Annotated in this window: 12 protein-coding genes and 1 tRNA gene; 8 read left to right on the top strand and 5 right to left on the bottom strand. The window is 39.5% G+C overall.

The window, feature by feature from the left end:
* Window positions 1–235 precede the first annotated feature (235 nt).
* The gene (locus RS893_RS25740) at window positions 236–1,240 is read left to right on the top strand and encodes a metal ABC transporter solute-binding protein, Zn/Mn family (RefSeq protein ID WP_315788454.1); all 1,005 of its coding nucleotides are present in this window, start codon (window positions 236–238) and stop codon (window positions 1,238–1,240) included.
* A gap of 91 nt (window positions 1,241–1,331) precedes the next feature.
* Window positions 1,332–2,108, top strand: coding sequence for a metal ABC transporter ATP-binding protein (locus tag RS893_RS25735; protein WP_315788453.1), 777 nt, complete (start codon window positions 1,332–1,334; stop codon window positions 2,106–2,108).
* 89 nt (window positions 2,109–2,197) lie between these two features.
* Here the strand turns inward: RS893_RS25735 and RS893_RS25730 are convergent, their stop codons facing one another.
* A complete protein-coding gene (locus RS893_RS25730; RefSeq protein WP_315788452.1) occupies window positions 2,198–2,530 on the bottom strand; it encodes a metalloregulator ArsR/SmtB family transcription factor in 333 nt (110 codons plus the stop codon).
* A gap of 86 nt (window positions 2,531–2,616) precedes the next feature.
* On the opposite strand from RS893_RS25730, the gene RS893_RS25725 reads away from it, so the two are divergent.
* The 4 genes from RS893_RS25725 to RS893_RS25710 all read left to right on the top strand — a co-directional run bounded on the left by RS893_RS25725 (window position 2,617) and on the right by RS893_RS25710 (window position 5,012).
* Window positions 2,617–3,486 carry a metal ABC transporter permease gene (locus tag RS893_RS25725; RefSeq protein WP_315788451.1) on the top strand — a complete coding sequence of 290 codons (870 nt, stop codon included), beginning with the start codon at window positions 2,617–2,619 and terminating at the stop codon, window positions 3,484–3,486.
* 72 nt (window positions 3,487–3,558) lie between these two features.
* Window positions 3,559–3,631: transfer RNA gene (locus RS893_RS25720), tRNA-Phe, on the top strand.
* A 200-nt stretch (window positions 3,632–3,831) separates the two neighbouring features.
* Window positions 3,832–4,368 carry an Arm DNA-binding domain-containing protein gene (locus RS893_RS25715; protein ID WP_315788450.1) on the top strand — a complete coding sequence of 179 codons (537 nt, stop codon included), beginning with the start codon at window positions 3,832–3,834 and terminating at the stop codon, window positions 4,366–4,368.
* A 23-nt stretch (window positions 4,369–4,391) separates the two neighbouring features.
* Entirely contained in the window at window positions 4,392–5,012 is a 621-nt protein-coding gene (locus tag RS893_RS25710; protein ID WP_315788449.1) for a site-specific integrase, read from the top strand.
* Between the two features lie 172 nt (window positions 5,013–5,184).
* Here RS893_RS25710 and RS893_RS25705 read toward each other — a convergent pair whose 3' ends face one another.
* On the bottom strand, window positions 5,185–6,558 hold the full coding sequence (locus tag RS893_RS25705; protein ID WP_315788448.1) for a cytochrome P450: 1,374 nt from the start codon (window positions 6,556–6,558) through the stop codon (window positions 5,185–5,187).
* A gap of 62 nt (window positions 6,559–6,620) precedes the next feature.
* Entirely contained in the window at window positions 6,621–7,574 is a 954-nt protein-coding gene (locus tag RS893_RS25700) for a cytochrome P450 (RefSeq protein ID WP_315788447.1), read from the bottom strand.
* A 95-nt stretch (window positions 7,575–7,669) separates the two neighbouring features.
* Here RS893_RS25700 and RS893_RS25695 point away from each other — a divergent pair, with 95 nt between their 5' ends.
* Both RS893_RS25695 and RS893_RS25690 read left to right on the top strand, forming a co-directional pair.
* Window positions 7,670–8,176, top strand: a complete 507-nt coding sequence (locus RS893_RS25695) for a helix-turn-helix domain-containing protein (protein WP_315785251.1) — start codon at window positions 7,670–7,672, stop codon at window positions 8,174–8,176.
* Window positions 8,167–8,742, top strand: coding sequence for an IS630 family transposase (locus tag RS893_RS25690; RefSeq protein ID WP_315785248.1), 576 nt, complete (start codon window positions 8,167–8,169; stop codon window positions 8,740–8,742). The genes RS893_RS25695 and RS893_RS25690 overlap by 10 nt, the downstream gene beginning before the upstream one ends.
* Here the strand turns inward: RS893_RS25690 and RS893_RS25685 are convergent.
* Both RS893_RS25685 and RS893_RS25680 read right to left on the bottom strand, forming a co-directional pair.
* Window positions 8,711–9,145 carry a cytochrome P450 gene (locus RS893_RS25685; RefSeq protein ID WP_315788446.1) on the bottom strand — a complete coding sequence of 145 codons (435 nt, stop codon included), beginning with the start codon at window positions 9,143–9,145 and terminating at the stop codon, window positions 8,711–8,713. The two genes, RS893_RS25690 and RS893_RS25685, sit on opposite strands and share 32 nt — an antisense overlap.
* Window positions 9,146–9,174: 29 nt before the next feature.
* Entirely contained in the window at window positions 9,175–13,452 is a 4,278-nt protein-coding gene (locus tag RS893_RS25680; protein ID WP_315788445.1) for a condensation domain-containing protein, read from the bottom strand.
* Window positions 13,453–13,537: the final 85 nt, after the last annotated feature.

Below are 13,537 nucleotides of genomic sequence, written 5' to 3'. Positions count from 1 at the left end.
AAAAGTATTCTCAAATAATTTATCAGTTGTTAGCAAATTTTTTCACAAAAAGTTTAGGAATCATAACTATATGGCTATTTTGGCAACAGATTAACGATAGAGATTGTTGGCAAAACCTATCGTTAAGTTTACATTTTTAAACAAATTCTCATGAGAATGAAAATTATTTTTCTTGAGATTAGAGGTAGAATAAGACTCATTGTCAAGACTTAATCTTTGGGGAAGTGACAAGAAAGTGACTGACAGAGTAAGTAAAACAAAGAAATTTCTAAATAATATCGTATTTTTTATAACCTTGTTTCTACTGACAACTGCTTGTAATCAAGCAGATACAAAACGATCAATCAATGCAGAAAAATCTCCCCAAGCACAGGAAGCAGCATCCACACCAACAGCAGAATCCAAAAAAATTAAAGTAGTGGCGACCTTTTTACCAATGTATTGGTTTACTCAAGCAGTAACAGGAGATGCAGCAGACGTAGCAATTTTAGTACCTCCAGGAACAGAAGTACATGAGTATCAAGCTACACCAGAAAATGTGAAAGCGATCGCTACAGCAAATCTATTAGTAAAAAATGGCTTGGGTTTAGAAGAATTTTTAGAAGCAACAGTCAAAAATGCTCAAAATCCGAAGTTAACACAAATAGATGCCAGTAAAGACATTCAACCCATAGAAAAAATATCACCCGTTGTAGAAGCAGGAAATAAAGAAGAACACGATCATGAACATGCTGGAGGAAATCCGCATGTATGGTTAGATCCTGTTTTGGCAAAACAACAAGTTATCAATATCCGGAATGGATTAATTGCGGCTGATCCTACAAATAAAGCCACATACGAAGCAAATGCAACAGCTTATATAAAACAATTAGAAGATTTAAATAATCAATATCAGCAGACTCTACAAAAGAATCCTAACTGCACATTTATCACATTCCATGATGCCTATCCATACCTAGCAAAACGTTACAACCTCAAGCAAGTAGCAGTAGTAGAAATTCCTGAAGATCAATTAACACCAACTGATGTACAAAAAGCAGTCAATGCAGTGAAACAGTACAAAGTCAAGGCTTTATTTGGTGAACCAGGAATAGATAACAAATTATTGACAAGTCTTTCTAAAGACTTGAATTTAACTTTATATGAACTCGATTCTTTGGAAACAGGCCCAACAGACTCACAACATTATTTTCAAGCAATGAAAAATAATTTAAAAACTTTAGAAACAGCTTGTAAATAAATATCATTTGTCATTTGTTTCTTGTCATTTGTATAAGTGCCAATAACAGATGACCCATGACTAATGACTAATAACCCATGACCAATGACCAATGACGATTGAAATTCCTATCCTGAAAGTAGAAAGATTAAGTGTAAATAAGGGTAATTATTTAGCTATTCGGGACGTTTCTTTTGATTTGTTACCCGGGACAAATACTGCTATATTTGGCCCTAATGGTGCAGGTAAAAGTACTTTAGTACAAGCAGTTTTAGATTTAATTCCTCGCACTGCTGGCAAGATAGAAATATTTGGTCATCCAGTAACAAGATTAGGATATTTGTGTCATCAGTTGGGGTATGTGCCACAGCATTTTATTTTTGACCGCAGTTTTCCAATTTCTGTAAGTGAGTTGGTAAGCTTGGGATGGGTTAAGGAAGGGAAAAGGGAAAATTCGCTTTTTCAAACCCTATGGCAAGGAAACCAGGAAAAAGCAGCAGCTGTAACTTCGGCTTTACGGCGAACAGATGCTTATCATCTGCGAAACCAAGCAATTGGTACTCTCAGTGGTGGTCAACTAAAGCGAGTATTACTTGCTTATTGCTTGGTAATGCCTAGAAGATTATTAGTACTAGATGAAGCTTTTGCGGGGGTGGATATGCAAGGTGCGGCAGATTTTTATATCTTGCTAAATGAACTGAAACGAGAAGAAGGTTGGACAGTTTTACAAGTTTCCCACGATATTGATATGGTTAGTCGTTATTGCGATCGCGTGATTTGTCTCAATCAAACCATCGTTTGCACCGGAGTACCAGAAATTGCACTTTCACCACAAAATCTGTTAGCAACCTACGGTCCAGGATTCAGCCACTACCAACACCAACATTAAAAAGGGTAAAGGATGAAGGATGAAGTGTTAAGGGTGAAGTATAAATTTTACTATTACTCCTTCTGCCTTCTGCCTTCTGCCTTCTGCCTTCATCCTTCATCTTTTTCATCTAGGTGTTCGGCAACAGCCTGATAAAGATGCAAAACATGGTTATCGTGGAGGCGATAAAATACGCGACGACCTTGCTTACGATAATTAACTAAGCGCACGACTCGTAAATTTCGTAACTGATGAGATACAGCAGATTCACTCATGTCTAATGTCGCTGCTAAATCACTTACACAAAATTCTTTTTCAGCTAAAAGAGATAGAATTCGCAGACGATTAGCATCCCCTAAGAAACTAAAAAATTCTGCCATTCTTTGGGCTTTTTCACTGCTAAGAACTTGAATTGATAGGGGTTGCAACTCTTTTGTAAACATCTCGCTTTTCTGGTATTTAATTAGTGAATGAAAACTGAACTTATATACTTAAGACATTCAATGGATTTTGTGTAAATTAATGTTGCATGAATTTTTTAAATGATAATCATTTCAATTTGTTAGCGATCATCACAGTTAGTGATCTATTAACTTTGTTACAGTTTCCCTTTATGCAGCGAGCTATGGTTGGTGCTGTCTTAATGGGAATACTTGGTGGTTTACTTGGCTGTTTTGTCACCCTGCGCCAGTTATCTTTTTTCAGCCATGCTGTCGGTCATGCGGCATTAGTAGGCGTAGCATTGGGCGTATTGCTACAGTTAAATCCTACTTGGATGTTGCTACCTTTCACATTAGTATTTGGAGTAGTGGTAATTTACTTTATCGACAAAACCGATTTAGCTAGCGATAGCGTACTTAGTATAGTCTTATCAGGAGCATTAGCGATTGGCATAATTTTAAGTAGCCTCATCCAAGGATATCGCGGCAACTTGATGGGAGTCCTGTTTGGCGATATTCTGGCGATCAATCTTACAGACCTGATTTTAACCATGCTGGTGCTTGTGGGTGGGAGCATATTTCTATTATCAACCCTGCGCCAGCAAATTTTGTTAACCCTTAATCTTAGTGTGGCAAAAGTCCAAGGGATTCCGGTACAAATTTATCGATATGGATTTGTAGTTTTGCTGTCATTAGCTGTTGCTGTCGCAATTAAGGCTGTCGGCGTTTTACTGGTGAATGCTTTTCTTGTTATTCCCGCCTCCACAGCTAAATTGATCAGCCATCACTTTAGCCGTTTTTTGCTGCTGTCAGTGATAGTTGGTTCTACCACCAGCATAGCTGGCATCATCGTATCAGGTCTTTTTAATCTTGCTTCTGGCCCAAGTATTGTACTTGTACAATTCTTGGTGTTTGTGGCTGTTTTCGGCTGGGTCAAGTTTATGAGCAAAGGCGCATAGTTTTTTTGATTGACCTATTGCAATTTCATAAAAAGTTTGCTACATTGGTTAATCGTTGAAAACAAAGGTTTCGCCGGGATAGCTCAGTCGGTAGAGCAGAGGACTGAAAATCCTCGTGTCACCGGTTCAAGTCCGGTTCCTGGCATTTAAAATAAAACCCCTGTAAACCAAGCGTTTACGGGGGTTTAAAGTTTATAAGAAACCCCATTTCAGCCGTTTTTGGTGGTATAAATCTGGTCTAATTTTATGCCACGCTGGACATTTTTGGACGGGGTTAGTTAAATTTTGGGGGTAAATTGGGGGTAAATCAAGGCGCGCTGATTGACCTAATTTCAGGAGTTGCCTATGAACTCTCAACCCTCTGGAGGTAAATCTTCTAAAGGTACTGTTCAGATTAAAAACTCGAACGAACGCCTGCAACTCGTTTTTAGCTATACCGGAAAACGTCATTATCTTTCGACAGGTTTTACAGATACGCCAGCTAATCGCAAGTTGGCGGAAATGAAGGCTAGGCAAATTGAGTTGGATATTCTCTCTGGTAATTTTGACACAACTCTAGCCAAGTATAAACCAGAGTTGTTGCTGAGTACCGTTACCCCAACTTTTACCCCAAAAATTACACCAGTTGTTGAAGCCGAACCATCTCTGGTGGAGTTGTGGGAGAAGTACACCGACTTTAAGCGCCCTGGTTTATCGCCCAGTACTCTAGCGAAAGATTTTACAAAAGTCTTTCGCTGCATCAATTTTCATCTGCCAATCAAAACCTTGGATAGTGCAGTAGCAATTCGAGACTGGTTAATTGCAAATAAAACCCCGAATACAGCCAAACGAATTCTGACACAACTTTCAGCTTGTTGTGATTGGGCGGTAAATCTCAGTTAATTAAAGAAAATCCATATGAGAATATGGCAACTGACATAAAAATTCCCAAGGGAGATAAGGAAGACAGTGATATAAATCCCTTCAGCCAGGATGAACGTGACAGAATAATTGAAGCATTCAAAAATAACCGCTACTACAGACACTATGCCCCATTCATTGAATTTCTTTTCATGACAGGCTGTAGACCATCTGAAGCTGTTGGTTTGCAATGGAAACACATTTCTAAAGACTTCAGTTCTATCCGGTTTGAACAAGCTGTAGTGATTTCTGAATCTGGACTAACCTGCAAGAAAGGCTTGAAAACTCAGAAGAAACGAACCTTTCCCATCAATATTCGTCTGGCTACACTACTAAAATCGATCAAAGCCAATACTGTCTGTGTTGATGCAAAGATATTTCCTTCACCCGAAGGAGGATGGATTGATATTCACAATTTGACTAACCGAGGTTGGAAATCGATTCTAGCAAAGCTTAATGGGATTGAATATTGCAAGCTTTATCAAACGCGACATACCTTTATTACGCTGGCGTTGGACAATAAGATGGATGTGAAAGACGTAGCTAAGTTAGTGGGTAATTCGTCGGAAGTTATTTATCGACACTATGCAGGACAAAGTAGAGAGATTGTTGTGCCAGATTTTTGAGAAAGCTGTTTGATTAGAAGTTTCTGATTGCTCATTAAGCTGGTATAAATACATGAATTGCCAATAGATGAGCGATCGCCTTTATTCTTCACATTCCCTATCGGCTTACATCTTTAAAATAAGAAAATTTTGAAATCAAAGCACAAAAACGTCGAAACCACGTTCAATTGAGTTAGCAATTAACTGTTTGTTGTTGCTGTCCCTGATGTTGAATAGTCCCCATCATCATCATCTTCAAACCACTAGCGGGAGGAAAATTAGCACCTCGCGCCTGAGGCCGCTCTGGTTGTTTCTTGCTAAGTGCTAACTGATATCGTGAAAGGATAGTTGTCAATACTAGTTTCATTTCAAATAGAGCTAAAGCTTCGCCAGGGCAACGACGAGCACCACCACCAAAGGGTAGAAATTCATAGGGAGAGTATTGTCGTTTCAAAAAACGCTCTGGCAAAAATTGCTGTGGTTGCGGATATAAATCTTTATGCTGATGCGCTAAATAAATACAGCCAATGATGATTGTTCCTGGACTTAATTCATAGCCCATCACCTCTACGGGTGATTCTACCATCCTGGGAAAGGTTACCACTTGAGTTGGATAAATCCGTAAAACTTCATTACAAAGAGCATTGAGGTAAGGGAGTTCGACAATCCTCATTGGATTTGTTGAGCCACCAAGGCTGGCGATTTCTTCTAGCAAGTGATCGCGAACTGCTGGAAGACGATGAATCCAATACAATGACCAAGTAATTGCAGTAGCTGAAGCATCTCTACCACCAAATAATAATGAAGGAAACAAATCTCGTATTTCTTCATTTGTCATCAACTCGCCTGTTTCATTACGGGCAAATATTAACTCGGAGAGAACATCGATACCAGACGAATTTGGTTGTTGGCGGCGATCGCTAATTTCGGCGTAAAGCAGCTCGTCAAATTGTTGCCAGAGGTAAAGAAAGTAACCCCACGGACTCCATCTACCTAAATCTTTTTGCAAAAATGGAAAAGATAAGGATATGCCAACAAAAGCAGACCTGGCATAATTCATTAAAGTAGAAAGTACTTGTCTGAGTTTTTCGTAACGCTCTCCCTCACGTAAGCCAAATAAAGTGTCTAAGATTACCTCTAGAGTAATCTTTTGCATAGTTGGGTAAGCCAAGAAAGGTTTGCCAACTGGCAACTGCCCCATGACTTTTTCTGTTAGCTCACAAATTCGCTCTCCGTAGGTTCGTATCTGAGTACCGTGAAAAGCAGGCATCAGTAGTTTGCGCCGATGTCTGTGGCGTAAACCATCCAACAGAAGTAATCCGTTGTTTCCCACCAATGGAGCCGCATCTTGGTTCAATTCTCCAGAGGCTATAATCTCCGTTGTACTGGTAAAAATCTGCTTCATTCCCTGCGGACTGCTAACATATACTATCAGTGTAGAATCCGCCATAATCGTGAAAATGTCACCATAGCGCTTGTGAAAATTATCCATACAACCAAGGGGATCGGCTGCAAATTGCATTCTCAGCAACCAGCTAGGAATCTTTGGGCTTTGGGGTAGTTTCATCGTATTTATATTGAGTAGTTCTTTATACTAATTTTTGATTTGAGAGCCGTTGTATGATTTTCCTAAACAGAGCCAGAAACAAAATGTTGCGGCTGACTTTGGCGTTGATTTATTTCACGCATCACCATCTTGATGCTACTGGCTGGGTAGCACATTAGACCGTCAAAATTTGCTTGCTCTGATCGTCTGTTGACTAGCGCTAACTGATAGCGTGAAAGAATAGTTGTCAATACTAGTTTCATTTCAAATACAGCCAACGCCGCTCCGATACAGCTACGAGTGCCACCACCAAAGGGCATAAATTCATAGGCAGAGTATTGCCGCTCCAGAAAACGCTCTGGTTTAAATTGCTGTGGTTGTACGTATAAATCCTTGTTTTGGTGGAGTAGATAAATACAGCCCATGAGTATTGTCCCCGGACTCAACTCATAGCCCATTACCTCAGTTGATGATTCTACTCTCCGGGGAAATGTGAATAATTGAGTTGGATAAATCCGCAAAGCTTCATTACAAACAGCATTGAGGTAGGGGAGTTGAACTACGTTCGTCGGATTGGGGGACTCACCAAGACTGTCAAGTTCTCTTAGCAATTGTTCGCAGACTTCTGGTAAACTATGAGTCCAGTACAACAACCAAGCGATCGCCACAGCTGAAGCATCCTGAGCAGCTAACAGTGGGGAAAGCAACAAATCGCGCACTTCTTCATCTGCCATGAGTTCGCCTGTTTCATCGCGGGCAAATATGAGTTCGGATAGAATATCAGTGCGAGAAGAGTCTGCTTGTTCGCGGCGTTCTTGAACTTCGGCGTAAAGCAGTTGGTAAATTTCCTGTTTTAGCTGTAGAAGGTATCCCCACGGACTCCAAAGCCCTAAGTCTCGTAACACAAACGGAACAGCAAAGCCAACTTGCATCATTGGCGATCGCATATGCTGAAATATGGCAGGAAGTAATTGCTTGAGTCGTTCGTAACGCTCTCCCTCGCGTAAACCCAACACAACTTCTATGCTTATCTGCAATGTAATAGCTTCGATCGTTGGATAAGCTAATACCAATTTGAAAAAAGAATGCGACAGATGGTAAAAATAGACAGAAGTAGCATTCAGGGTATGTGATGGTAGGGGTAACACAGATCGAGATAGTTGATAGTGTCGAGGAACTAGAGAAGTTGCTCAGACATCAAAAACAGTCTCGGAGCAAAGAACGTATACAAGCCCTATATCTGATTAAAGGGCAAGAAATGAGTGTAAGTGAGATTGCTAAAATCTTGGGAAAACATCGAGCTACAGTACATCGATGGTTGGCAGATTATCGAGAAGGAGGAATTGAGGCGGTTGTTGAATTTGGAACGAGTTCAGGTCGAAAAAGAGCAATACCAGATTGGGCTGTATCGAGTTTGAAAAAACAACTCGAACAACCAGAAGGTGGGTTTCAACGGTACACACAAATACAACATTGGTTAGAAAAAACCTTGGGTGTGCAAGCTGAGTACGCAACTGTACATCATCTGGCACGTTACAGGCTCAAAGCCAAGCTGAAAGTCCCACGTCCGCGTAACCGAAAACAGGACGAAGAAAAACTAGAGTCTTTTAAAAAAAACTCGGTGATGACTTGCAATTAATTGCTCAATACAGTGCCATTATCTTGCCCCAGTACGAAAATATTCGTTATTTTGTACAAGATGAGAGTCGATTTGGACTCAAAACCATTGAAGGACGTAAAATTACTCTTCCCGGAGTTAAGCCTATTGGTGATTGGCAGTGGCAATTTAAAGCGTTCTGGCTATATGGAGCAGTTGAACCACTTACTGGGGAAAGTTTATTTTGGCAGTTTTCTCATGTTGATACCGAATGCTACCAACAATTTTTGAACGAGTTCGCTGCCTGTTATCCCAAATCACTTAACATTCTCCAAGTTGATAACGGCTTATTTCATAAAGCTAAACGTTTACAAATTCCAGAGAATATTGTTCTTTTGTTCCAGCCTGCTCATTCTCCTGAACTGAATCCCATAGAGCGCGTTTGGGAATATCTCAAGCAAGACTTGAAATGGGAGCTATTTGATCACCTGGAGCATCTGCAAACCAAGGTTGCTCAACTCCTAGCTCTCCTCACTCCTCAAATTGCTGCTTCTTTGACTGGTTATGACTTCATCCTCAATGCCTTATCTGTCGCAAACATTTTTTGAATTGGTATAAGAAGGGTTGACCAATAGCAAGCTGATTCATGACTTTCTCAGTCATCTCACAAATCTGCTGTCCGTATGCTTGCATCCTAGCACCGTGAAAAGCTGGCACGATCAGCTTGCGTCGATGTTTGTGGCGCGCTCCATCAAGTTGAAGTAATCCTTGCTTTCCGGTGATCAAAGCCATATCTTGGTTCAGTTCGCCAGGAGCTGTAATATCTTTTGTATTGCTAAAAATCTGCTTAATTCCCTGTGGGTTGCTAACGAAGACAATAGGTGTAGAACCAAAAAATATGGTAAAAATGTCCCCATAGTTTTTAGCTATTTTATCAAGATAATTAAGAGGATCTTTTGTGATTTTATAGTCAGACCAAAGAGGAATTTTCTTGAGTTCAGGTATTTTCATTATTTGTACTAACCTAATTAAGAATTTATTTACATTAAAACTTTTTGAGCATGAGCAAGACAAATCTTTAATTTATTTGCTAGCTCTTGGACATGGGGATCGACAAACATAGAGAAATGATTGCCTGGAACTTCAATTATTTTGATGGGTTGGCTAGAACATTTACCCCAACCTAATAGTGGGTCATTAGTAGAAAATTCTGAACTTTCAAAATCGTGAGTGATTATTTCGCTAGCTCTAAATAAAGTAATCTCGTGAGGATAAACTTGCGGAATATAGTTTCGCATAGCTTGAATGTGAGCTTTAAAAAGTTTAAAGCCACGCAAATATTGTTCCATTTCTGTATCACTCAATTCGAGATTTGCTTTTTTAAATAACAGATGAAATTGCTCATCTACTGGCAAATTTCTCAATTCTTCGTAAGAAACAGAAAAATCAACATTAAACCAGCTTTTCACAGACTCAGCAAGACGAAGTAAGAATTTAGCATCATCGTCTTTTGTCGGTTGAATAACTATTTCTGGTAATATAGCGTCAATGACCACAAGCAAATCAACAGTTTCACCTTGCTTTTGTAGTTGTTGTGCTATTTCAAAGGCAATTACACCACCGTAACACCAACCTCCTAAAAGATACGGACCTTCTGGCTGAACATTACGAATTTCTTTGAGGTAGTTAGTTGCTGTAGCTTCTACTGAAATAACTGCAAAATCCAGTTGTTCGGGAGTCTGTTCTAAAGCATAAAATGGTTGTTCTTTACCCAGTTTTTTTGCCAATATGGGGTAATTATTGACATCTCCTCCGGCTGCATGGACGCAGAAGAAAGGACGTAAAAAGCCAGAAGACTGAATTGCTACTAAAGGGGAACCCGAACCAAAACTAACTGGCTGACTAACAATCTTGGCTAATTTTTCAATTGTTGTATTTTCAAAAAGAGTAGATAAGGGTAGGTTGTGTCCAAAACGCTCATAAATTTTAGCCATTAAGCGCACAGCTAAAAAAGAATGACCGCCTAAATCAAAAAAGTTATCGGTTACTCCTATGGGACTAATATTGAGGAGATTTGTCCAAATTTTCTCCAAGGCTAATTCTGTGAAATTCCGAGGAGCAATGAAGGACTTAGTAGAATTGGAACGAATGATATCATCAGTTGGTAGCGAGTTTTTGTCTACTTTTCCATTCGGTGTTAGCTGTATTGCATCTATTACCATAAAAGCAGACGGAATCATAAAAATCGGCAACTTTTGTTGCAAGTTTTGCAGTATTTGTGGAATTACATTTTCTTGCTTAGTGACTATATAAGCAACCAAATATTGCTCGTCTTGAGCATCTTTACGAGATATGACAACAGCATCTTGCACAGATGGGTGTTGAGTAATCGCCAGTGTAATTTCTCCCAACTCTACTCGAAAACCACGAATTTTAATTTGGTCATCGTAGCGACCTAAATATTCTAACTGACCATTATTGAGATAGCGCACTAAGTCGCCAGTTTTGTAAAGCTTAGTTCCTGGAACAAAAGGGTTATCAATAAACCGTTTGCTAGTTAGTTCTGGACGATGCAAATAACCCTTTGCCAATCCATCTCCACCAATATACAATTCTCCAACTACGCCAATGGAAACAAGTTGCCAATAACGATCTAAGACATATACTTGTGTATTATCTATGGGATAACCAATGGGAACGGTTGTAGATTGTTCAGTTAATAAATTTGTATCGTAAAAAGTTACGTTAGCAGAAACTTCAGAGGAACCGTAAAGGTTAATTAGTTTTGCATTTGGTAGCAACTTTTGAAAATTTTGCACTAAATTAACAGCAAGGGCTTCTCCACTGGAAATCCAAAGTCGGAGATGGGACAAATTTTGAGTGAGATGACTATAAGAATCTAAGAGTATCCGCAGCAACGAGGGAACAAGTACCAAGCGCGAAACTTTGTGACGATAGAGAGTTTCTAAGAAAAGTTGAGGATCTTTAGCGATCGCATCAGGAATAATAAAGGTAGGAATCCCCTGTAATAAAGGGGCAAAAATTTCCCATACCGAGTCTATAAAACTAATAGCAGTTTTTTGACAACAAATTTCGTCGCTTGCAAAAGGATAGGTTTTCCACAACCAATGTAAGCCATTAACTGTACCTCGATGCGTACCGAGAACACCTTTAGGAGTTCCGGTGGAACCAGAGGTGTAAATGACATAAGCAATATCGTTCCCACAAGATTTGCTGACGGGATTTTCTTGACTCTCTTTGTGAATAGTATCCCACTCAGTATCAAGGGCGATCACTGTTATCGGGAAAGGCAGAGGGCAGGAGGCAGAAGGCAGAAGGGAATTCTGGTTCCTTTCCTCTGCCCATGACCGTAGCGAACTTGGGTTTAAGACCCTCACTGAACTCTTGTTCAGTGGCTCCAATTCAGGAGGGGTCTGAATCCCATTCTGACTTGTTTCTTCTGCCCTCTGCCCTCTGCCTTCTGCCTTCTTCAATTGTTCTAAACGATTAATTAATGATGTATTACTGATTACCAATGAAACTTGGGAATCAGCAAGCATGAACTGAAGACGTTCAAACGGATAATTAGGATCGAGAGGTAGGTAAGCACCGCCAGCTTTGAAAATAGCTAGAATCGCCACTACCATCTCAATCGAGCGTTCTAGACAAATACCGACAATTTCAGTCGTAATTCCTAAATTTATTAAATAATGGGCAAGCTGATTTACCTTTTGATTGAGTTGTTGATAAGTTAGCTGTTCTGACTGATCAATTAATGCCAAAGCATTGGGCGATCGCTCGACTTGCTGCTCAAATAACTGGTGCAAAGATGCATCATCAGGATAAGCCGCACGGGTATGATTCCACTTTTTTAATAATTGTTTTTGCTCTTGAGCGGTTAGTAGTGGTAATTCAGAAATACTTTGATTGGGATTATTAACAATGCTTTCTAGTAAAGTCTGGAAGTTATCAATAAATCTTTTAATTGTTAATGAATCAAACAAATCTGTATTGTATTCCCAAAATCCAGTTAATTCCTGTTGAACTTCGGAAATCGACACAGAAATGTCAAACTCAGATGTACCATGATCCATTTCTAAGGCACGTAAGTTTAAACCGGAAACTTCTTTAACAGGCGTTGGTGCATTTTGTAGAATAAACATTACCTGAAACAAGGGATTACGGCTTAAGTCGCGTTCCGGTTGCAATGCTTCTACTAACTTCTCGAAGGGCAAATCTTGATGTGCATAAGCATCAAGAGTTACCTCCCGTACTCGACTTAAAAGTTCTCGAAAGCTGGGATTACCACTAAGATTGTTACGCAGTACCAAATTATTGACGAACAAACCAAGTAACCCTTCTAATTCAGCTCGATTACGATTTGCAATTGAAGAACCTACCAGGATATCTTCTTGGTCTGTGTAGCGGTAAAGTAATGTATTAAACGCTGCCAGCAGAGTCATAAATAAGGTGCATCCTTCTTGCTGGCTGAACTCATTAAGTGCTTGAGTCAATTGTTTGGAGAACGTAAAATATTGTTTTGCACCTTTAAAAGTGGCAACAGCAGGACGCGGACGATCCGTAGGCAACTGTAATACTGGTAGCTTACCTGCTAATTGTTGCTTCCAGTAATTAAGTTGAGTTTCGAGTAGTTTTCCTTGCAGGCGATCGCGCTGCCAAATAGCAAAGTCTGCATACTGGATGGGAAGTTCGGATAGAGGGGAAGGTTTACCCGCATAGAAAGCAGCGTACAACTTTGCCAACTCTTGTGCAAATACACCCATAGACCAACCATCACAAACAATGTGATGTATGGTCAAAAGCAAGACGTGTTCTTCTTCGTTCAAGCGTAGCAAAGTTGCTCCTACTAACGAATCTTTAGCTAAATCAAAGGTTTTTTTAGCTTCCTCATTCGCTATTTTTGTAACTTCTACTTCCCAATCTGTTCCAAATAAATGTTCAATATTAAGAATATTTAAATTGCCATGACCTAGTGACGATATTACCTGTAGTGGTTGTTCATCTACTGCGATAAAGTTTGTTCGCCAAGCTTCGTGACGGCGAATAATTTCGTTGAAACTTTGCTGAAGTGCTGTGACATTTAAAAATCCTTTTAAATGTAAAGCGCTAGAAATATTGTAAAAAGAACTACCATGATAAAGTTGGTCAATAAACCAAAGTCTTTGCTGAGAAAAAGACAAAGGTACAGGTTCTGAGTTTTGGCATTGAGGAATAGACTCAGCTTTAAATTTTCCTCCCTTCAATTTTTCTAAAAGGGCTTTTTTCATAGGTGATAAATTAGAATATTGCGTGTCCATAATTAAAAATGTATTAGTAAGTAAATCAAGAGTCAGAATTTAGGTATCAAACAATATTTTTTTGTTTTGAAACTCCAATTATCCT

This window comes from Fischerella sp. JS2 (assembly GCF_032393985.1).
Lineage (GTDB): Bacteria > Cyanobacteriota > Cyanobacteriia > Cyanobacteriales > Nostocaceae > Fischerella.
This window is presented reverse-complemented; position numbering and strand designations above follow the sequence as displayed.

Bases quoted from the DNA above. Each gene is read 5' to 3' on its own strand.
- RS893_RS25735 (WP_315788453.1), top strand. From the start codon at position 1,332: ATGACGATTGAAATTCCTATCCTGAAAGTAGAAAGATTAAGTGTAAAT.
- RS893_RS25730 (WP_315788452.1), bottom strand. From the start codon at position 2,530: ATGTTTACAAAAGAGTTGCAACCCCTATCAATTCAAGTTCTTAGCAGT.
- RS893_RS25725 (WP_315788451.1), top strand. From the start codon at position 2,617: ATGAATTTTTTAAATGATAATCATTTCAATTTGTTAGCGATCATCACA.
- RS893_RS25715 (WP_315788450.1), top strand. From the start codon at position 3,832: ATGAACTCTCAACCCTCTGGAGGTAAATCTTCTAAAGGTACTGTTCAG.
- RS893_RS25710 (WP_315788449.1), top strand. From the start codon at position 4,392: ATGGCAACTGACATAAAAATTCCCAAGGGAGATAAGGAAGACAGTGAT.
- RS893_RS25705 (WP_315788448.1), bottom strand. From the start codon at position 6,558: ATGAAACTACCCCAAAGCCCAAAGATTCCTAGCTGGTTGCTGAGAATG.
- RS893_RS25695 (WP_315785251.1), top strand. From the start codon at position 7,670: ATGGTAGGGGTAACACAGATCGAGATAGTTGATAGTGTCGAGGAACTA.
- RS893_RS25685 (WP_315788446.1), bottom strand. From the start codon at position 9,145: ATGAAAATACCTGAACTCAAGAAAATTCCTCTTTGGTCTGACTATAAA.
- RS893_RS25680 (WP_315788445.1), bottom strand. From the start codon at position 13,452: ATGGACACGCAATATTCTAATTTATCACCTATGAAAAAAGCCCTTTTA.